The following is a 19,396-nucleotide window of genomic DNA, read 5'->3' as shown; positions in this document are numbered from 1 at the left end:
ACCCATAGACCGAGAATGGTAAGCATCTGCAACAGCAGATCGTGATACCCGCTGCGGGCCCGCGTCTGCACGTCGCGGCAGGTATCGCCTAAGCCAGCCAGCCACTCCGCCCGTGCGGATCAGCCAGCCAAGCCAGCCCGAGTCAGCTTGACCTGGAGATCCGCACGTCTCCCGTCGCAACACGATGCAGGCCCCCCTAGCGCCCCCGACGCGGCAGGCGGGGGCAGCATGCTGTTGCCTGGAGCACGCGCTGCCGAACCACCAAGCACGGGCTGATCACCCCCGGATGTATCGACCAACCGTGATCAGGAAGACCCGATGTCATTGAAGCAATCGCAGGCCTTGCGCCCTAACTCGCTGCGCAAACGTCCCATCGTCACCGCAATCGCCGTCGGCCTGTCCAGCTTCATGCTGGCGCCGGCAAGCGCTCTCGCTCAAGCACAAGCGCAGGCGAACGCCGAAGAGGCCAGCCTGCAGACCGTACGTGTCGTCGATACTGCGCTCGAAGCAAACCCCAACGCGGAACCAGGCGTCCCCTACAAGGCCAAGTACTCGGGTGACGAACGCCACAAGCGTCCGCTCGCCGAGACGGCACAGAACATCCAGGTCCTGACCAAGGCACAGATCGAGGACTCCGGCTACACCGACCTGCGCGAGATTCTCGACGCCCAGCCCGGCATCACGCTGGGCACAGGCGAGAACGGCAACGCCTTCGGCGACCGCTACATCATCCGCGGCCAGGAGGCACGCAGCGACGTCTTCGTGGACGGTCTGCGCGACCCCGGCATGACGATCCGCGAAAGCTTCGCCACCGAGCAGGTCGAGATCTCCAAGGGCCCCAACTCGAGCTTTGCCGGCCGCGGCACCTCCGGCGGCGCGGTGAACTCGGTCACCAAGCAGGCCACCACCGACTACACCTACACCCGCCTGTCGACCGGGTTCGGCACCGACAAGTACACCCGCCTTACGCTGGACACCAACCAGGTGGTGACCGAGGACTTCGCCCTGCGTGCCAACCTGCTCTACGGCTACCAGGAAGTACCCGACCGCGCCCCGACCGACCGCGACCGCAAGGGCGTTGCACTGTCGGGCTTCTGGACGCCCACCGACAAACTCGACCTCACGCTCGACTACTACGGAATGCGCGCGGAAGACAACCCCGACATGGGCAGCTTCCTGCAAGGCACCGTGCCCAACCGCAAGCCAGCGAAGAACGTGCCGGTGTACGCCCAGCAGCAGGACTTCCTGAGTTCCGATGTCGACACCTTCACCGCCCGCGTGCGGTACAAGTTCGACCAGGACACCCGCATCACGAACCTCACCCGCCTGGGCATGGCCGACAACGGCTATGTCGTCACCGGCGCGCGTGCTGCCACCTTCGGCGCCAATGACCCCCGCGCCGGGGCTTCGACGATCTCGCTCAGCACGCACCAGGGCTGGCAAGAGGTCGACTACTTCGTCAACCAGACCAACCTGCACCTGGACCGCGTCATCGGCGGGCTCAAGCACGAATTCATCTTCGGCCTCGAGTATTCGGACCACAAGGTGCTCAACGGCGTCTATCGCATCGCCAATTCGGGGCAGAACTGCATCACCGGCAATACCTCGACGACCAACAACAACTGGTGCGTCACCAACCCGGACGGCAGCACCGTCAATGGCGTCAATACGCTGATGAACCGCAGCATCACGCGCGGCCCGTGGGACCAGGACTGGAACGTCAAGACCGTCTCGCTATCGCTCATGGACACGGTCGACCTCAATGACAAGTGGACCGCCTTTGCCGGCCTGCGCTGGGACCGCTACGACTACAGCCAGACGATCCAGAACACGACGACCCTGGTGCGCACGCCATACAACCTGACTGACTCGCTGTGGAACGGCCACATCGGCCTGACCTACAAGTTCCGTCCGGACGCCAATGTGTATGCCAGCTACTCCACCGCTAGCGACATCAACGGCGGCGAGTCGGACGTTGGCACCAACGCCGGCTACGGCGGCTTCATCCCGGGCGCGGCCAAGCCCGAGAAGACCGAACTCATCGAGCTCGGCACGAAGTGGAACCTGATGGGCGAGAAGCTGCTGGCAACCGCTGCCGTATTCCAGATCACCAAGACCGACGTCATGGAAGGCAACGGCTACACGGCAACCGGCACCTTCAATTCGTCCGAAAACCGCGTCCGCGGCATCGAACTCGGCCTCACCGGCATGATCACCGACAAGCTGACCGCACAGGCCGGTATCGCGATCATGGAGGCCGAGGTGCTGAAATCGGCCACGCCGTCCCGCGTCGGCAAGACGCTCAGCAACTTCGCCGACACCAGCGCCCACGTCCAGCTCAAGTACCAGGCGACGGACAAGTTCTCGTTCGGCGGCGCAGCCAAGTACGAGAGCGAGAAGTACGCCGGCCAGCCGGACACCGCAGCCAGTTTCAACGCAACGACTGGGCAGTACACGCAGCCGATTCCCGCCTACACGGTACTCGACCTGTTCGCCAACTACCGCATCAACAAGAACATGGATGTGCGCCTGAATGTCGGCAACGTGACCAACAAGGACTACTACACGGCGGCCTACCAGTCGGGCTCCTTCCTTTACAAGGGTGACGCACGCAATGCCCGCGTGACCCTGAACTACGACTTCTGAACCTCATCGTGTTTCATCCGGCCGGGCGACGCGTCACTGCGCCGCCCGGCCGTTCCCGTTCAACAGGCAAGCCTGCGGAGCCGTTCATGCACACCGAAGCACCATCGCACCCTGCACCTCGATCCATTCGCATTTCCCGTCGCCGCGCACTGCAGGCGCTCACGGCTGGCATCGCCGGCACCGCGCTGCCACGCTGGGCCCTGGCCGCACCGGAAGGCGCCCGCGCGGTAGTGGGTGCAGCCTGGCGTGGGCCGCGCGCGGACGACCAGAACTTCGCCGGCACCCTGGTTGCGGACTGGGAAGCACGCACGCTCGGTTTCGGCTATAAGCTCGCTCTGCCGAGCCGGCCACACGGCCTGATGGCGGAGCCCGACGGCGGACTGCTGGTCTGCAGCGCGCGCCCCGGCACCTGGCTGCTACGCTGCGACGCACAGGGCAATGTCGTCCAGCAGATCGACGTTCAGGAAGAAGGCATGTGCCGCCTTGGCGGCCATGTCATCGTCTCGGCCAACGGCGAACACCTGTACACCACCGAAACCGACTTCAGCAGCGGCAAGGGCAAGATTGGCGTGCGCGACCGCCGCAGCCTGCGCAAGCTTGCAGAATGGGACACCCATGGCCTTGACCCGCACCAGTTGCTGCTCGACGGCCAGGGTCACCTCTTCGTCGCCAATGGCGGCATCCCGCGCAGCTTGGAGGACAAGAAGTTCGATATCCATCGCATGGACGCGTCGCTGGTGCGCATCGACACCGCCAACGGTGCCCTGCTCGGCCAGTGGCGTGTCGACGACCCGCGGCTTAGCCTGCGTCACATGGCGTGGAGCCGACCGCCGCAGGAAGGCGACGCCCTGCTCGGAATCGCAATGCAGGCTGAGCACGACCTCGAGGCCGACCGCCGTCGCGCGCCAATCCTGGCCGTGTTCGATGGCGAGCACCTGAGCATCCCCACCCAGGAGAACGATGGTATCGGCTACGCCGGCGACATCGCCCCGGCACTCCATGACGGTTTCGCACTCTCCAGCCACCAGGCCGACGTTACCAACCTGTGGCATCCCGGGCTACCCGAGCGCATGCGACCCATCGTACAGCTCAAGGCATCCTACGCCCTCAGCGGCTGGCATGGCCCCGCCGATGGCGGAGGCGTCCTGGTGTCGACCGCCTACGGACTGGCCCGCTGGCACCCGAGCGCACAAGCGAATCTGCTGCCCTGGCCCGAACCTATGGCACTGGACAACCACTGGATCCTGCTCTCGGAGGCCTGACGACAACAGGTGGCGGGCGAGCCCTGCTCAAGGGCAAGGCAAAGCAGTAACAACTTGATTCTTACAAATGATATCAGTTATCATTATTGATTACATGTAGCCAGCCACCTGTGCACCCCCTTGAGGCCGTGCGCGCAGGAAGCCAGCCAAGCCTCCTGCATGCAACCCACTCAAAGGAATTCACCTCGATGGCCTACGCCAACAATCAGCGCGCGCGCATTCCAGCGCTGCGCCCATGTTCAGCCGCATTACTGCTCGCCTTGTCCCTCCCGACTGCTGCACAGGAGGCACGCCAACTCGGCGCAGTGGTCGTTTCTGCCTCTGGCTTCGAGCAGGAGGTGCGAACAGCCCCCGCATCCATCTCGGTCGTGACGCGCGAGGCCCTGGAAAGCAAGCAATTCCGTGACCTGGCCGAAGCCCTGAGCGATATCGAAGGGGTCGACGTCCGCGGCGCAACGGGCAAGACCGGCGGCCTGAACATCAGCATTCGCGGCTTGCCCTCGGAGTACACCCTCATCCTGATCGATGGTCGGCGCCAGAGCGTGGCAGCTGACGTCGCACCCAACGGCTTCGGCGATGCGCTTACCAGCTTCATGCCACCACTCTCCGCCATCGAACGCATCGAGGTGATCCGTGGCCCCATGGCAACCCTTTACGGCGCCGATGCCATGGGCGGTGTCGTCAACATCATCACCCGCAAGGTTGCTCAGACCTGGAACGGTACCGTGGGCGTGGAGATGGGGCTGCCGCAGGACGGTGGCGACTCCGACGCCCAGCGCCTGAACATCTACGCCAATGGCCCCATCCAGCACGATGTGCTGGGTGTGGCAGTACGTGGCAGCATCTACCGCCGGGGAGAGGCCGAAAGGTTGCGTCCCGCAGCCGCTCTGGGCGCCGCGGGTGGTCGCGACCCGGCAACGCCGCAGAGCCGACAGTACAACCTCGGGGCCCGCTTCATGCTTACCCCAGACAAGGACAACGACATCTGGCTGGACCTGGAGCAGAACCGGACCTGGTACAACAACGATGACTGCCGTCTCGGCCGTATCGACCGCCTCAACTGCGCCACAGGAGCGACCGTCGCGCAGTCCTTCGGCTACCGTGACTACCTCCGCTTCAATCAGGATCAGATCGCGATCGGCCACACCACCCGGCTGGATTTCGGCGTACTTGAATCCAGTCTGACGCGCACCGTCGTGGAGACCCAAGGACGTACCATCCCGACCGACGCAAGAAGTGCGGGCAGTCCCGACATCGGCAAGGATCGCAAACTCGAAACCACGAACACCTTGTTCGATACCAAGCTGGTGACCGCACTCGGCGAGGCCAACGTACTGACTGTTGGCGGGCAGTGGTGGAAGGCCGAGCTCGAGGACGGATTGCTCCGCAAACGCCACGACCAGACCATGTGGTCGCTGTTTGCGGAAGACGAATGGAGCATCACCCAGTCGCTGGTGGCGACCTTTGGCCTGCGTCACGATGACCACGAACGTTTCGGCAACCAGTTGAGCCCACGCGCCTATCTCGTATGGACCGCCAGCGACAGCTGGACGGTCAAGGGTGGGGTCAGCACCGGTTTCAAGGCGCCCAACGTGAACCAGCTCATCGATGGCGTCAATGGCATCAGTGGCCAGGGCCTGACCATCAACATCGGCAACCCGAACCTCCAGCCCGAGAAGAGCGTCAGCACGGAAGTGGGCTTCCTGTATGACAACCGGCAGGGCAGCAGTGCCGGCATGACCGTGTTCAGGAACGACATCCGCGACAAGATCGTCAGCGGCGCCGGTGACTGCGCCATCGACCCCATTTCCAGTTGCGCGGCCAACCCAACCGCAACCTACGCCCTCAACCAGGACAAGGCGAAGACATGGGGCATCGAACTCAACGGCCGCGTTGCGCTGGCAGCGCGATGGGCCCTCAGCATGAACTACACCTGGACAGACAGCGAGCTGATCCAGGACGGAGAGAAGGTCGGCAAACTTAGCGACACGGCCGAACACATGGCAAACGCCCAGCTGCAATGGTCCGCCACGGACAAGCTCAACCTGTGGCTGCGTGGCGAGTACCGAGGCAAGAGCCGCCGCTTCGACAAGGATCCACGCTTCCTGACCGGCAACTCACTGCGTGAATACGCGGTGACGGGCGAGTACATCAAGGACTACACCCTGTTCCATCTGGGCGGCAGCTACAAGTACTCGAAGGGTGTGACGCTCAACGCCAACATCTTCAACCTGTTCGACAAGGACTTCCGCAACACCCAGGTCTACACAAACACGGCCGGCAACCCCGTCGTGACGGGGGACTACTTCAGCTCCATGCAGGCAACCAAGGGTAGTGTGCCGAGCGGCAGGATGCTGTGGGTCTCCGCGACCGTCGACTTCTGAGTCCACAGCACCACGGGAGAGGCGCCACGCCGCCTCTCCCGCTCACGGCAACGCCAATGCACGACACAACCGCAACAGCCCATCCGTCGAGGCCCTCGCCAGCCGAGCGCCGAGCGTGGTGGCTGCGCGCCCTCCACCAGTGGCACTGGATCAGCTCCGCCGTTTCCCTGTTCGGGATGCTGATGTTTGCCGTCACCGGCATCACGCTCAACCATGCCGGTGCGATAGAGTCGAAGCCACGCATCGAGACGCGGGTGGAGGCCATGCCCACGGCACTGGTCGAAACCTTGCGACTGGTTGCCGCCAGTCCGCCGTCCGCAGGACAGTCGCTGCCGGCGGATGCAGTGGCCTGGGTCGGACACGCACTCGACGTGCGTCTACCCAGCGGCGCAGCCGAGTGGTCCGAGGGGGAGATTTATCTCGCCCTGCCCCGCCCCGGTGGCGATGCCTGGTTGCGCCTGGACCTCGAGGCCGGCGAGGCCGAGTACGAACTTACCGATCGCGGCTGGATCGCTTGGCTCAACGACCTTCACAAGGGTCGCAACACGGGCGAAGCCTGGCGCTGGTTCATCGACATCTTCGCTGTGGCCTGCGTGCTGTTCTCGCTCACCGGACTGCTGATCCTGCAAGCGCATGCAGCCAACCGGCCGGCGGTGTGGCCAACGGTCGGTTTCGGCGTGGTGCTGCCCGTACTGCTGGCCCTGTTGTTCATTCATTGACCTGCCCAACCTACTGGAGCTGAAATGCACAAGCCCCTGATCATGGCCGCTGCCCTCGCCTTCGGCACCGGCCTGGCCACTTCCGCAACTGCTGGGGGAATCGACGTCGAGATCGAACTGCCGCGCATCGATGTGTCGGACTACCGCCGTCCCTACGTCGCCGCCTGGATCGAGCGCCCGGACAATAGCGTCGCCGCCAATCTAGCCGTCTGGTACGACGTCAAGATGCGCAACGGCGAAGGCGCGAAATGGCTCAAGGACATGCGGCTGTGGTGGCGGCGCAGCGGCCGCGAGCTCGAAGTGCCGATCGACGGCATCACCAGCGCCACGCGCCACCCGGGCAAGCACACCCTGAGCTTCACCACTGGCCAAGAACCTCTGGGCACGCTTGCTGCAGGCGATTACCGCCTGGTGGTGGAGGCATCGCGCGAACACGGCGGCCGAGAAGTGATCACGCTGCCACTGACATGGCCACCCACTGTAGCCACTCGCACCGAAGCGCACGGCGAGCATGAGATCACGTCGGTCGTAGTACAGCTCAAGCCCTGAGCACCTTGCCCCCGCGCCACCAACCCATGCATAACGTCACGAGGCCCCTGATGTCACTCAAGAACGCCCTCCGCCACCGACTCGTACGCCTGAGTCTGTCGCTCGCAGTCCTGCCGGCCACCCTGAGCGCACCGCTTGCGCATGCGCACGAGGCCTGGCTGCTGCCCTCTTCAACGGTACTGTCGAGCACGGGCTACGTCACTATCGACGGCGCGGTCTCCAACGACCTGTTCTTTTTCAACTACCGTCCGATGATGGTCCGCGACAACCTCGTCATCAGCGCACCGGACGGCAGCACCGTGCAGCCGGAGAACCTCCTTCAGGGCCAGTTGCGTACCGTTTTCGACGCCAACCTGCAGGCCGCTGGCACCTATCGTATCGCACTGGTCAATGCGAGCCTCATGGCGAGCTGGAAAGAAAATGGTGAGACCAAGCGCTGGCGCGGCAGTCACGAGGATCTGGCGGCCAGCGTTCCGGCCAATGCCGAAGAGCTTGTCATCCGCGAGGGCAACAGCCGCATCGAGACCTTCATCACGGTGGGACGTCCAAGCGAGCTCAAGCCAAGCGGACGCGGTCTCGAGTTGCTGCCCGTGACCCACCCGAATGATCTCTATGCCGGCGACCCGGCAACGCTCGCTTTCGTCATCGATGGTAAGCCTGCAGCGAACATCGAGGTCGAGATCATGGCCGGCGGCACGCGCTATCGCGACCAGCTGGAAAAACAGAAGCTGGTGACCGATGCACAAGGCAGGATCACTCACACCTGGCCTGCACCGGGAATGTATTACCTGAAGACGACGGTCGACGGCCAAAGCGATACCATGCAGAACACCGAGCGACGCCTTTCCTACGTTGCGACACTGGAAGTGCTCGCACAATGAAGCTTGGCACGAGCCCGGTTCGGCAACTCACGAGCGGACTGCACAAGGGATGATCGCGCTCGAGCTGCCCCGCCTAGGCGCCGCAGCTGGGGTCCTTGCCGCATATGCGGTGCTCTGCCTGCAAAGCTGGCGTCAGTATCGCCGGCGTGCAGGCAGAACAGTAACGGCCACAGCTGCCGATGGCGTGCTTATCGCCTACGCCAGCCAAAGCGGCTTTGCTGCCGAACTTGCCGACGAGGCCGTTCAGGCACTGGGTAGCGCGGGGGCGCAGGCGACCTTGCTCGCGCTGGACCAGATCGACAAACGTCTGCTCGAGTCCTTTTCATCGGCCCTGTTCATCGTCAGCACCTGCGGCGAGGGTGATGCGCCCGACAACGCTGCCCGCTTCGCCGACACCCTGATGCGCGAGACCGCCGGGGACGAAACGGCAGAACTCCCGCTTGACCTGCAGTATGGCCTGCTGGCACTGGGCGATCGCAGCTACAACCACTATTGCGGCTTCGGCCGCAGGCTCGACGCTTGGCTGGAAAGCCGTGGCGCTCGGCGTATCTTTCCGCGTATCGAGGTGGATCGCGCCAACACAGAGGCGCTGCGGGCCTGGCGCCATCAGCTGGCGGCCTTTGTCGGCATTGCCGAACTGGATGCGCTCCGGTTGCCGGCAACCCGCCCCTGGCGGATCCGTCGCAGCACGCTGCTCAATCCGGGAAGTGCGGGGGCCGCCGTCCATCATGTCGAACTCGAGGCGCTCGCCGACGATGCAAGCGCCGAGGCACCGAACTGGGAGGCCGGCGACTTGCTGCAGCTCTACCCAGCTGATGGCGATGCTTACCCGCGAGACTACTCGATCGCCTCCCTGCCGGAGGATGGGGCTGTACATCTGCTCGTGCGCCGCGTGATCGGCGCCGACTCGAAGCCGGGCGTCATGTCCTCGCGCCTCACAGCACCGGACGCGGTTGGCACGATGGTACGCGGACGCATCCGCAGCCATCAGAACTTCCGCATCGGTGACAACAGCTCACGCCCACTGCTACTGATTGGCAACGGCACTGGACTTGCGGGACTGCTAGCCCACCTGCGCCAGCGCGCACGCAACGGCGACGGCCGCAATTGGCTGGTCTTCGGCGAACGCAACGCCGCCTGCGACGACTTTCACGGTTCCGAACTCGACGATCTACAGGGCCGCGACCTGCTCGCGCGTTGCGATCGCGTGTTTTCGCGCGACCTGCCGGCACGCGAATACGTGCAGGACCGGCTATTGCGTGCTGCGGACACGGTACGCGAATGGGTGAGTGGCGGCGCCGCGATCTACGTCTGCGGCAACGCGGTGGGCATGGGCCCGGCCGTGGATGAGGCCCTGCGGACAATCCTCGGCGCCGACACCATCGCGCAACTGGCCATCGAGGGCCGCTACCGCCGCGACATTTACTGATGCCGCATCAAGGCATCGCCCTGCCTTCCTTCTTCATCAACCCCGTTCTGGAAACACCAAGCATGATCAAGCAAACACTGGCCTCAATCACCCTCGGCGCCCTGACCGTTGTCTCATCCGCTGCCCTCGCCAATGACGCTGCGCCGGCGAACAGGGTCTCGCACTATCAGGCGCAACAGGCCGAATCCATCGCACAGACCATGGCCAACCTGCGCGAAGCCAATGCAAAGCTCAGAGCACTGCTGGCCGGCGAGGTCGGCGAATACGACATTCACGATATCCACAGCCTTAGCTACACACTTGAGGATTCGCTGGCGCGTATCGCCGAAGAGGTCAAGCAATTACACAACACCGTCGCTGACATGCACTTCGCGAGCGAGGGGCTCAAGCGCGATGCGGTCATCGACTTCGGCACGGCATATCTGGAAGGGATCGACAAGATCGTCTCACCCTGATCAGCACGTTTGACGAACAACGAGTCTCGCGCAAACCTGCAAGCACCCCCCTCTTCAGTTGAGGACGGTGCTTGGCGCAAAGCTACTTCACGACCTTGCGCGAAGTCTCCAGGTAGGCCTTGCCATGCTTGATGACGCCCTCGCGGTCGAGCTTCTCGGACGCCTGATGCACTTCCTCGAGCGTCTCGGCAAGCTTGCCCATCTCCTCGTTCATCTTGGCAAGCGCAGCCTCCAGCGTATAGGTCAGCTGGTGCACGTCGGCCATATCGCCGTCGCTGACGGCGCCGTCGAGGATGGCCTGCAGCTTGGTGTTGTATTCCGAAAAGTTCGCGACTGCCTGGTCAAGGGTCTCTGACGGCTTGGCTTCGAAGTGTGCGTACTTCTCCCCCGGGCCGGATGCCCACGCCGGGGTCGCCAGCGTACCGAGGGTGAGAACAGCAGCGAGGATCATTTTTTTCATGGTGTTGCCCTTCTGAGTAAATGCACTCTTCGCGTGGCCACGGCTACGCGAAGACGTTCGAACGGATTTCACTTGCCCTTGCGAGGGCAGCCTTTGCAGGGCTTGTCTTTCCTGCAGCACTTCTTGCTCATGAAATACTCCGTGGTGTCAGCTTGTCGCCGTGCGGGCCGTTATTGCAGGTGTCCCGGACACTCGGCTGCGCTCCACGACTCGCCCAGCACCTCATAGGCGCGCCAGTCGGACACCAGCCTTGCGGCGCACTCGCGCACGCTTTCGGGCATGCGCGTGTCGCCACCGATGAGCGCCAGGTGTGCGGCGATGGCACGCGCCACTGCGGGCGAGCGCCGCGCCGGGAAACGCGACAGCAACTGCAGGACCGCGGCGAGCGCGAGGTCGGGCGAGTGACCGTAATCCGGCCCCTCTGCACACCCGGTGTGCGCCAAGGGTTCCGCGGCACGGCGCTCGGGAGTCACAGGCGCACCGCGTAGTATTCGACGACTTGCTGCACCTCGACCGGGAACGGCACCTCGTCGGCCGAAGGCGTCCGCATGACCTGCGCGCTCAGCGAGGCCTCGTCGAACGCCAGCCATTCGGGACGGCTGAGCGCCGGCTCGGCGAGCGCCTCGACGACCACCGGAATCTTGCGTGCACGCTCGGTGAGCGTGATGCGGTCACCCGGACGAATGCGGATCGACGGGATGTTCACCAACCGGCCATTGAGCAGGACATGCTTGTGCCGCACCAGCTGCCGAGCGGCGACGGCGGTCGGCGCAAAGCCGGCGCGGAACACGAAATTATCCAGGCGGCGCTCGAGCAGTTCGAGCAGCTTCTCGCCCGTGGGCGCCTTGTCGCGCTTGGCTTCACGGAACAGGCGCTGGATCTGGCGCTCGCCCAGGCCATAGTTGAAACGCAGCTTCTGCTTCTCGATCAGTTGCGAGCCGAACTCCGACTTGCGCTTTGGGCGCTGGCCGTGCTGGCCTGGCGGGTAGTTGCGTTCCCCCAGCGGCTTGCGCGACAGGCCGGGAAGCTCGCAGCCCAGTGCGCGCATCACCTTCAGGCGGGGGCCGGTATAACGTGACAAGTCGTTCTCCTTCTGTTGTTCCGTGAGTCTGTGCAGCACGCCTCAGGCGTGCGAAAAGTGCGATTGAGGCAGCTTCGAAATCGAGACCGCGTCGCGTGCGACTGCGCTGGAACGCAGCGCTCGGGGCGGCTGGCTGTTCGCGATGGCCTGTTCGAGTTGTTCGCATGAGCGGTTCAGCTCCTGGTCGATCGGACGCGCGTCGAGCTCGCGCAGCAACATGCCCGCCTCGTGCGCCGCACGAGGACAGCCACTGTCCAGGTAGCGGGCCACGTGTGAGATGAGGCCGGAGATCAGCCTGAGCTGTTCGGTCGAGACCTGAAGAGACATGACGAACTCCTTTCTGCGAACAGTTCTCATTATTATTACTATCCGCAGAAAGTCAAGCCTTTCTTGCCCTTGATGGACTACTCCGGAACATAGACGAAGGAGCCATCCTTCATGCGGTAGGCGACCCCAGCCTTGGCGCCCTCTCCCGAGCCGATCTCGCCACTGGCCTGGTAGTGCTCGATGACCTCGCCCTTCTTGACGATCATCTCCATGTTCGGCTGCCCGGGGTTCCTGATGATGGTGACGTCATCGGTTGTGAAAGGGTTCATCGGGTTGCTTGCGATCGCCAGCAGCAGCGCGGCGATGATCACCAGGAACACGTCGATCAGATTGACCACCGACAGGATGGGGTCGTCGGCCTCGAGGTCGTCCATCAGGCGCAGGCTCATTGCACACCCTCCGCGGCCAGCGGGGCGAGCGGATCATCGTATGGCGCACCGCCCTGTTCGTGCGCAGCAGCGCGGCAGCCCCGCTTCTCGATATCGGCCAGCTCGGTCGCCAGCCAGCGGCGGCGCACGCTGACGACCCAGTAGGTAATCGCAGAGGCGATCAGCGCGAGGATCACCGCTGAGAAGGCGATCATCAGGTTGCGGCTGACCTCCTGGAGTTGCCCATCGGAGAGTGCCATCAAGGCCGGCCCCATGGGGATCATGGTTGCGACCAGGCCGAGCATCGGCCCGACGCGGGTGGCGATGCGCAGGGTCTCGAGCCGGTGCACGGCGATTGCTTCCAGATCGGTCACCCCCAGGCTGGGATCCAGGCGCAGCGCGGCATGGAGTTCCTGCGCACGCGGGTCGCCGCGACGGCGCTGGCGCGCCTGCATGAGGAAGCGGCCGAGGGCGTGGAAGGCGTAGAAGAACAGCACGGTCACGAGCAGCAGCACAGGCAGCATGAAGAGCTGACTGAGTCCGTACATGGCGGTTTCGATCAGTTGGGAAAGGGACATGTGTCCTCCTTGGAAGGTGAATGGGTTGGTGGTCGTGAATGTGCCGGGGCAGTGGCTGCTACCACTTCCCCTCCAGGGTCAGCAGCCAGGTCCTGTCGCCGCCATCACTGCCGGACAGCTGCCAGCGACGGTCGTCATCGCGCGCCACACGTGCAAGGCGATCGCGCGCACCGAGCAGGCTCTCCCCGGCCAGGCGCAGATCAACCCCAGGAACGAGCTGCCGGGTGACGTGGACGTCGATGCGCGTGCCACTGCGGTTCGTCCCCTGCAGTTCGCTGGCCCGCGCCGTGCGTACCGGCCCCGTGTGGCGGAGTTGGACGCCATAGCGCAGGGCCGCACCCGAAGGCGCGTGTTCATAGCCAAGGCTGGAGACATGGCGGGGCGTGTCATTGGCGATACGCCGGACGCCCAGCCGGGCGTCGTCGACCTCGGCCCGCGGCAGGGTATGGGTTGCGCGCAGGCTGCCGCCGGCCGGCAAGATGCCAGCGAGGGCGGCGCTGTCCAGGCGCACGCTGAGCTCGACGCCCCAATGGCGCGCATCGCCGACGTTGGCGGGGCGCTCGACCCAGCGTCCAGCCTCGTCGGCCAACGTGCGCTCGATGAAGTCCGCAGTGCGACGGAAGTAGGCGTTGGCCCCAAGCACGCTGCGCTCGCCGCCGAGATAGCGCTCGACACCGATCTCGAAGCGCTGGATACGCTCCGCAGCCAGGCCCGGCCGCCCGCCCAGGTCGGGTTCGAGTGGCGTATTGACGCCCGCACTACGGGTGACGACCGGACTGAGCTCGTCCAGCTTGGGCGCGCGCAAGCCACTTCCGACGCTGGTGCGCAGCACCCAGGCCGGCGCGAACGCCCAACGCAATGCGAGCGAGGGCGACACCGCCTCGGTATGCCGCTGCGCGCCGCCCGAACGCTGGCGCAGGCCGTCCACGCGCAGGCCGCTGGTGAGCGTAAACGTGTCGCCGTCGGCGCCGCCGAAGGTCCATTCGTCCTGAAACCAGGCCGCCGCGCTTGTTTCACGCAAGTCATGACGGCGCAGCGCAAACGCCGTATCCGATCCCGCCTCCTGTGCATCCTTCCGGCTGAGCACCGCGCCCTCGAGCGCCCAGGTCAGCAGGTGGGCCCCCACTGCCCTGTCGAGCCGAGCCGACCCGGTGAGTTCGCGCTCGCTGCGCTCGAGCGCCTCGACTGCGGCCGTGCCCACGGCAGGCAGGCGACGGGTGTCCGTCCGACGGTCGCCGTCCATCACCGCAAGCCGCAGCCCGAGCCGGCCATCGACGGACGCCAGCGGCATGCTGGCGTCGGCGCGCAGGCGCGCGATGCGCATGTCGCTGCGCTCGCGGTCGACGCGGGTATCGACGCCGCCGGCGCTGAGCTGCTGGCGCCGCCAGCCGTTGTTGAGATAGAGGCTTGGCCACACAGTCAGACGTCGTTCGCCGTCCTTCAAGGACAGGCGTGGCGACAGGATCAGTTCATCGACACGGTAGCTGCCCAGCGTCCGCTCATCGGCCACGACGCCGGCCGGATCGCCGCGCATGCGCTGCTGGTCGACCGGCATGCGGTGGCGGTTGAACGTCAGCGGCAGGGTCCACGCACGCTCGGCCACCCCGCCTTCGACGCTGCCGGTCAACTGCAGGTTGGGTTCGTCGCCGCGCAGGCCCACGGTGGCCTTCAGCGAGCGGCTCGGCTTGGCCTGCGGCGCACGCACGACAAGGTTCACCACCACCTCGGCGGTAACGCCGAACTCGGCCGAGCCGCCGCGCACCAGTTCGACCCGCTCGAGTTCGCCAGCGGGCAGCCGGCCGACCACGGTAAGCGCGTGCCGCCCGCTCGCCGTGGGGCGCTCGCCATTGACGAGGATGAGCACCGAATCGCGCGCCATCCCGCGCGCCGAGGCCGAGGCGCCTTCCATGCCATCCGCACCGCGCTCCAGTCCGGGCAGCTTGCGCAACACCTCGGACACCGACAGCCCGCCCAGGCTGGCGATGTCCTCGCGGTCGAAGACCACTTTCTGGCCCGCCGCATAGCGCTGCTCGGCGACCGCATCGAGCACGGCCTCGACCTCGATCGCCTTCAGCTCGGTGTCCGCCAGGGCGCCCACCGGCAAGCCGGCGGCAAGCGCCGCAAGCAGCGACCCAAGGTGCGCACGCGCCCGCATCATGCGCGCGTACCAGGCATGACGCCCGGCTGCCGGCGCGACTGGCTCAGCGTACCCGCGAAGAAGGCGCCCAGGGTCAGCAGCGCAAGCAAAAGCTCCAGCCAGGGCGCCGGCATGTCGGCGGCCGCATCAGGTGCGACCTGCTCAAGCACCTGTCCGGTCACTTGCTGCGGCTCTGCCTCGGCCGCGTTCGGGGTCGGGGTCGCCGCCGCATCCTGCGCAGGTGCCGTGCTCGATTCCAGCCCGAAGCCGGCCGCGAGCGAGCGGGCATAGGCGTCCACCTTGCTGCTGACCGGCTGGTAGTCGAGTCGCTCGACCGCGTCGGCATAGATCTCGACGAGCCGCTTCAGCGTGGCCTCGTCGGTGCTCCAGTACTCCTTGCGCGCGGCCTCGAGCATGCGCTCTGCGACCTGGGCACGGGCGGTGGGGTTGTGGCGCTCGAACCACTCTTCCATGCCCAGCTCGAGCGAGTCCTCGACATAGACCTCGAAGAACTGCTGCCACTGGTCGTCGCGGACGATCTCAGGCGCCACGGCGGTCCAGCCCCAGAAGTTGTTGACCGTATCGACGACCGCCAGCGTGCCGGCATAACCCTCCTGCTGCATCGCCTCCACCCACTGCGGATGGAAGTAGCGCGCACGCAGCTCCGCCGCCAGGAAGCGCCCTGCGCCTTCGACCCGGGTCTTGCCCTGCTCGCGCAGGTTGCTGATATAGAGCCCGGGCGTGCGCCCGTCGAGGCGGCGGACGGCGAGGCCGATGCCGCCCAGGTACTGGAAGGGATCGTCGGTGGTGAGCATGCCGTAGAGGTTGGACGAGCGCGCGAGCACGGCCGCCTCGGTTCCCTTCAGGTGCTCGGCATAGAGGTTGAAGCCGCCCTTGCCTGCCGCGCCGCCCTTGCCTACCGCGCCGCCAGCCGCCTCCCGATTGCCGGGCGCACGCACGCGCTCGCCCCAGCGCGAGGGGTCCGGACCATAGGCGTACTGCATCCGCTCCAGATAGAGATCGGCAAGCTTGCCCTCGTCGTCCCAGGTGTCGGATGCGAGCGTAGCGTCATCCAGGCCGGTGCCGTAGGCGCCGCTCTCGCTCGAGAAGATGCGCGTCAGCGCGTGCAGGCGCGCGTCCTCGGCGGTGAAGCCCTGCTCGATGAGGGAGCGCTCGATCTCCAGCGCGTTCGCGCGTACGGCGTTGTCGGGCTCGTCGAGCTCCGCCACGCGCTCGACCGCACGCGCGATGAGCGTCATGACGGTCGGGAAGTGATCGCGATAGAGGCCGGTGGCGGACACGACCACATCCACCCGCGCACGGCCGAGTTCCTCGCGCGGGATGACCTCCACGTCGCTGATGCGGCCGAAGCGGTCCCACACCGGGCGCACGCCGAGGGCGTGGAAGACCTGGGCCTCGAGCACGCCGAGGTGGCGCATCGCCTCGACCGACCAGAGCGAGAACGCCGCCTTGCGCAACGGCGTGCCGTGCTCCGCCCGGTGCGCTTCGAGCAGCTGGGCGAAAGCGTCAGCGCCGGCGAGCCAGGCCTGCTCGGTCGGGATGCGCGAGGGGTCGAAGCCGTAGAGGTTGCGCCCGGTGGGCAGGCTCTCGGGGTTCCTGATCGGGTCGCCGCCGTACTGGGTGTCGATGAAGCGGCCGTCGAGCGCCTTGAGCAGACCGGCGTGCTCGCCGGCTGCGGCAAGTGCGTCAAAGTAGGCGCGCCCCTCGCTCAGCAGCGCGTCTTCATCCGCCGCAGGCTCGGTCGCGAACGCGCCGGCGAGCAGGCGGTAGGGGGCAGACTCGGGCAGCGCCTTGTAGTCCTCCACGAACAGCTCGTCCGGCTCGGCCAGGCCGAGGCTCGCGTACAGCCGTTCGCCGAGCATCTGCATCACCGTGCCGACGCGATGCTCGAAGCGCGGCGCCTCGCCGAAGGTGTGCAGGCCGAGCGGCTGTGCGGTCTGCGCCAGCGTGTGCAGCCAGTCGTGCAGCTCGCGCTCGAAGGGGCGAAAGTCTGCGCGTGCGCGCTCGGCCGTCCAGCCGATGTCCTCGATCAGGGTCAGGCGTGCCGCCTCATCGACGATGGCAGCCATGGTGCGATCCTTGACTGCGCCGACGTCGAGCAGCTCGTACTCGTGCAGCAGGTCGTGCAGCGGCATCAGCTGCGCATGCAGACCGGCCGGTGCGAACGAGGGCGTCTGGTGGCTGATGATGGTCGCCCTGCCACGCCGCTTCGCCTGGGTGGCCTCGCCGATGTTGTCGACGATGTAGGGATAGATCACCGGCAGGTCGCCCAGCACCAGGTAGGGGTCGTCATGGATGGACAGGCCGCGCTCCTTGCCCGGCGTCCACTCCTGGCTGCCGTGGGTGCCGAAGTGGATCAGCGCGTCGGCATCGAAGGCGGTGCGCGCATAGAGGTAGGCGGCAAGGTAGAAGTGGGTCAGCGGCACCTTGGTGTCGTGGTAGATCGCCTTCTCGGGCGGCTCGTCGATGCGGCCGCGCGGCGGCTGCGGCATGATCACCAGGTTGCCAAGCTGCAGGCGCGGGATCGCGAAGCTGCGCGTGTCACCCGCACCGACCAGCATCGGGTCGTTCTCGGGCGGCCCCCAGTGCTTGTTGATGCGCTCGCGGACATGCGCAGGCAGGCCATCGAACCAGGCAAGATAGTCGGCAAGGGGCAAGGCCGCCGCGAGGTTGTCGGCCAGCAGGGCGTCGAGCCTGCCCTCGCGGTAGAAAGGTGCGAGCAGACGGGCTGCGCTGTCGATGAGCGCTTGTTCCTCGGCGGGCGGCACGGTGTAGCCCGCGCCCTGCAGGGCCTCGGACAGGCGGGCAAGACTGCGCGGTACGTTCAGGAACGAGGCCGACAGGTTACGCTCGCCGAGCGGGTAGTTGTAGAACATCAGCGCCACACGCTTGTCCGCATTCGCCTTCGCGCGCAGGCGGGCAATGCGGTACGCCTTATCCACCAGGGCGTTCGCCTGCTCGGGGATCAGCACGGCACGCTCGTCCTCGATCGCGGCGACCATCAGCGGGTCGCTCAGGCCAGCCTGCTCCGGAATCGCGAGCAGGAAGGGCACGGCACCGCCGGGCACCCCTTCGGCACTCGCACGCCAGTGGGCGGCGTCGCCCTCGCGCCAGGTCATCGCCTGCAGCACCGGGACGTCCAGCCTGGCGTAGTCCTCGCGCCGGCTGCCCTGGTACATGACCTGGAAGTTGAGCAGCACATCCACCGCCGCTCGCCCTTCGTCCATCACGATGTCGAGCGCGCCGCTCGGCGCCGTCAGCGGGTGGTAGAACACCACCGGCAGCGCCCCCCGCGCTTCCAGCATGCGCACCAGCTCGTCGATGTGCCCCATGCCCATGTTGCCGATATAGGCCTGGTGGACGACGATGCCGACCGCCGGGCTGCGCCGAGCGCGCTCTTCGCCCAGCCACTGGCGGTAGGCGGCAAGATCGCCGACCACGAGATCAGGGTGATCCGGGTGGTAGATGCCGGTGTCCGGGAACACCACCGGGGCCGGCACCGCGACGGCGGTTTCGCCGAAGAGGTGATGGCGGACATGGGCGAAGAAGCCGGCAAAATTGCGCTGGCTGCCGTTGCGGTAATAGGCGTACAAGGCCTCACCGGCCGCAGGCTCCAACCCGCCGCCCACCTGTACGCCACGTGCCGACGACAGCATCCAGGGCACAGCGAGGCGTTCGAGCACGGGCACGACCTGTTCGCGCATGCGTCGGCCGTCCTCCTCGCGCGGCGCGTCCAGCACGGCCAGCCTCACGCCGCGCAGGGCAGCCTCGACCGCATCCGCGGCGTCACGGTCGACATTGACCACGGCAAGATCCACCCCGGCCGTGTCGGCCAGGGCGCGCAGCGCGACGAACTTGCCACCGAGCACGAAGTCGCTGCTGATCACAGCAACCCGCCCAGCACGGGGCTGCGGCTGGAGGGCGATCGCCAACGCGGCGGCAAGCACGAGCAGCACACAGACGAAGATTAGATGACGCCAGGGTGCACGGGCTGGCGCATGCGAGACGGATTCGACCGGAGTGGAACTGTTCATGGAAGGCATCGTGGGTTCGACAAGCGCCCCGCAGGAACGCGGGACGCAACAACGGGCAGGCGGCG

The 19,396-nt window shown here is 66.0% G+C and carries 16 protein-coding genes; 8 read left to right on the top strand and 8 right to left on the bottom strand.

Annotated elements, in window-relative coordinates:
* Positions 1-318: 318 nt before the first annotated feature.
* The 8 genes from B447_RS14405 to B447_RS14370 all read left to right on the top strand — a co-directional run bounded on the left by B447_RS14405 (position 319) and on the right by B447_RS14370 (position 10,325).
* On the top strand, positions 319-2,646 hold the full coding sequence (locus B447_RS14405; protein WP_002941693.1) for a TonB-dependent receptor: 2,328 nt from the start codon (positions 319-321) through the stop codon (positions 2,644-2,646).
* An 86-nt stretch (positions 2,647-2,732) separates the two neighbouring features.
* Positions 2,733-3,908, top strand: coding sequence for a DUF1513 domain-containing protein (locus B447_RS14400; protein WP_002941691.1), 1,176 nt, complete (start codon positions 2,733-2,735; stop codon positions 3,906-3,908).
* 188 nt (positions 3,909-4,096) lie between these two features.
* Complete coding sequence (locus B447_RS14395; protein WP_002941688.1) at positions 4,097-6,292, top strand: TonB-dependent receptor domain-containing protein; 2,196 nt, start codon at positions 4,097-4,099, stop codon at positions 6,290-6,292.
* Positions 6,293-6,348: 56 nt separating this feature from the next.
* Positions 6,349-7,011 (top strand): PepSY-associated TM helix domain-containing protein, encoded by a 663-nt coding sequence (locus B447_RS14390; RefSeq protein WP_083491465.1) that lies wholly within the window; start codon positions 6,349-6,351, stop codon positions 7,009-7,011.
* 24 nt (positions 7,012-7,035) lie between these two features.
* Positions 7,036-7,560, top strand: a complete 525-nt coding sequence (locus B447_RS14385) for a DUF2271 domain-containing protein (RefSeq protein WP_002929647.1) — start codon at positions 7,036-7,038, stop codon at positions 7,558-7,560.
* Between the two features lie 50 nt (positions 7,561-7,610).
* Complete coding sequence (locus tag B447_RS14380; RefSeq protein ID WP_002929637.1) at positions 7,611-8,441, top strand: DUF4198 domain-containing protein; 831 nt, start codon at positions 7,611-7,613, stop codon at positions 8,439-8,441.
* 184 nt (positions 8,442-8,625) lie between these two features.
* On the top strand, positions 8,626-9,870 hold the full coding sequence (locus B447_RS14375; RefSeq protein ID WP_232431638.1) for a sulfite reductase subunit alpha: 1,245 nt from the start codon (positions 8,626-8,628) through the stop codon (positions 9,868-9,870).
* A complete protein-coding gene (locus B447_RS14370; protein WP_002941682.1) occupies positions 9,870-10,325 on the top strand; it encodes a DUF6746 family protein in 456 nt (151 codons plus the stop codon). The genes B447_RS14375 and B447_RS14370 overlap by 1 nt, the downstream gene beginning before the upstream one ends.
* An 82-nt stretch (positions 10,326-10,407) precedes the next feature.
* Here the strand turns inward: B447_RS14370 and B447_RS14365 are convergent, their stop codons facing one another.
* The 8 genes from B447_RS14365 to cobN all read right to left on the bottom strand — a co-directional run bounded on the left by B447_RS14365 (position 10,408) and on the right by cobN (position 19,331).
* Positions 10,408-10,785 (bottom strand): DUF6746 family protein, encoded by a 378-nt coding sequence (locus tag B447_RS14365; protein ID WP_232431637.1) that lies wholly within the window; start codon positions 10,783-10,785, stop codon positions 10,408-10,410.
* 170 nt (positions 10,786-10,955) lie between these two features.
* Positions 10,956-11,258 carry a hypothetical protein gene (locus B447_RS14360; RefSeq protein ID WP_002929632.1) on the bottom strand — a complete coding sequence of 101 codons (303 nt, stop codon included), beginning with the start codon at positions 11,256-11,258 and terminating at the stop codon, positions 10,956-10,958.
* Positions 11,255-11,866: a 30S ribosomal protein S4 gene (gene rpsD / locus B447_RS14355; RefSeq protein ID WP_002941680.1), complete on the bottom strand. Its 612-nt coding sequence runs from the start codon at positions 11,864-11,866 to the stop codon at positions 11,255-11,257. Before rpsD ends, B447_RS14360 begins: the two co-directional genes overlap by 4 nt.
* A gap of 42 nt (positions 11,867-11,908) precedes the next feature.
* Positions 11,909-12,193, bottom strand: a complete 285-nt coding sequence (locus B447_RS14350) for a hypothetical protein (RefSeq protein WP_002929630.1) — start codon at positions 12,191-12,193, stop codon at positions 11,909-11,911.
* 77 nt (positions 12,194-12,270) lie between these two features.
* The gene (locus B447_RS14345; protein WP_002929629.1) at positions 12,271-12,582 is read right to left on the bottom strand and encodes a DUF2149 domain-containing protein; all 312 of its coding nucleotides are present in this window, start codon (positions 12,580-12,582) and stop codon (positions 12,271-12,273) included.
* Positions 12,579-13,139 (bottom strand): MotA/TolQ/ExbB proton channel family protein, encoded by a 561-nt coding sequence (locus tag B447_RS14340; protein WP_002929626.1) that lies wholly within the window; start codon positions 13,137-13,139, stop codon positions 12,579-12,581. Before B447_RS14340 ends, B447_RS14345 begins: the two co-directional genes overlap by 4 nt.
* Before the next feature lie 58 nt (positions 13,140-13,197).
* A complete protein-coding gene (locus B447_RS14335; protein ID WP_002941678.1) occupies positions 13,198-15,297 on the bottom strand; it encodes a TonB-dependent receptor plug domain-containing protein in 2,100 nt (699 codons plus the stop codon).
* The gene (gene cobN, locus B447_RS14330) at positions 15,294-19,331 is read right to left on the bottom strand and encodes a cobaltochelatase subunit CobN (protein ID WP_002941676.1); all 4,038 of its coding nucleotides are present in this window, start codon (positions 19,329-19,331) and stop codon (positions 15,294-15,296) included. The genes B447_RS14335 and cobN overlap by 4 nt, the downstream gene beginning before the upstream one ends.
* Positions 19,332-19,396: the final 65 nt, after the last annotated feature.

Source organism: Thauera sp. 27 (assembly GCF_000310125.2).
GTDB classification, from domain to species: Bacteria; Pseudomonadota; Gammaproteobacteria; order Burkholderiales; family Rhodocyclaceae; genus Thauera; species Thauera mechernichensis.
This window is presented reverse-complemented; position numbering and strand designations above follow the sequence as displayed.

Excerpts from the sequence above, each read along its gene's own strand:
- cobN (WP_002941676.1), bottom strand. The coding sequence starts at position 19,331 with ATGAACAGTTCCACTCCGGTCGAATCCGTCTCGCATGCGCCAGCCCGT.
- B447_RS14405 (WP_002941693.1), top strand. The coding sequence starts at position 319 with ATGTCATTGAAGCAATCGCAGGCCTTGCGCCCTAACTCGCTGCGCAAA.
- B447_RS14340 (WP_002929626.1), bottom strand. The coding sequence starts at position 13,139 with ATGTCCCTTTCCCAACTGATCGAAACCGCCATGTACGGACTCAGTCAG.
- B447_RS14385 (WP_002929647.1), top strand. The coding sequence starts at position 7,036 with ATGCACAAGCCCCTGATCATGGCCGCTGCCCTCGCCTTCGGCACCGGC.
- B447_RS14380 (WP_002929637.1), top strand. The coding sequence starts at position 7,611 with ATGTCACTCAAGAACGCCCTCCGCCACCGACTCGTACGCCTGAGTCTG.
- B447_RS14350 (WP_002929630.1), bottom strand. The coding sequence starts at position 12,193 with ATGTCTCTTCAGGTCTCGACCGAACAGCTCAGGCTGATCTCCGGCCTC.
- B447_RS14390 (WP_083491465.1), top strand. The coding sequence starts at position 6,349 with ATGCACGACACAACCGCAACAGCCCATCCGTCGAGGCCCTCGCCAGCC.
- B447_RS14345 (WP_002929629.1), bottom strand. The coding sequence starts at position 12,582 with ATGAGCCTGCGCCTGATGGACGACCTCGAGGCCGACGACCCCATCCTG.
- B447_RS14365 (WP_232431637.1), bottom strand. The coding sequence starts at position 10,785 with ATGAAAAAAATGATCCTCGCTGCTGTTCTCACCCTCGGTACGCTGGCG.
- B447_RS14395 (WP_002941688.1), top strand. The coding sequence starts at position 4,097 with ATGGCCTACGCCAACAATCAGCGCGCGCGCATTCCAGCGCTGCGCCCA.
- B447_RS14400 (WP_002941691.1), top strand. The coding sequence starts at position 2,733 with ATGCACACCGAAGCACCATCGCACCCTGCACCTCGATCCATTCGCATT.
- B447_RS14370 (WP_002941682.1), top strand. The coding sequence starts at position 9,870 with ATGCCGCATCAAGGCATCGCCCTGCCTTCCTTCTTCATCAACCCCGTT.
- B447_RS14335 (WP_002941678.1), bottom strand. The coding sequence starts at position 15,297 with ATGATGCGGGCGCGTGCGCACCTTGGGTCGCTGCTTGCGGCGCTTGCC.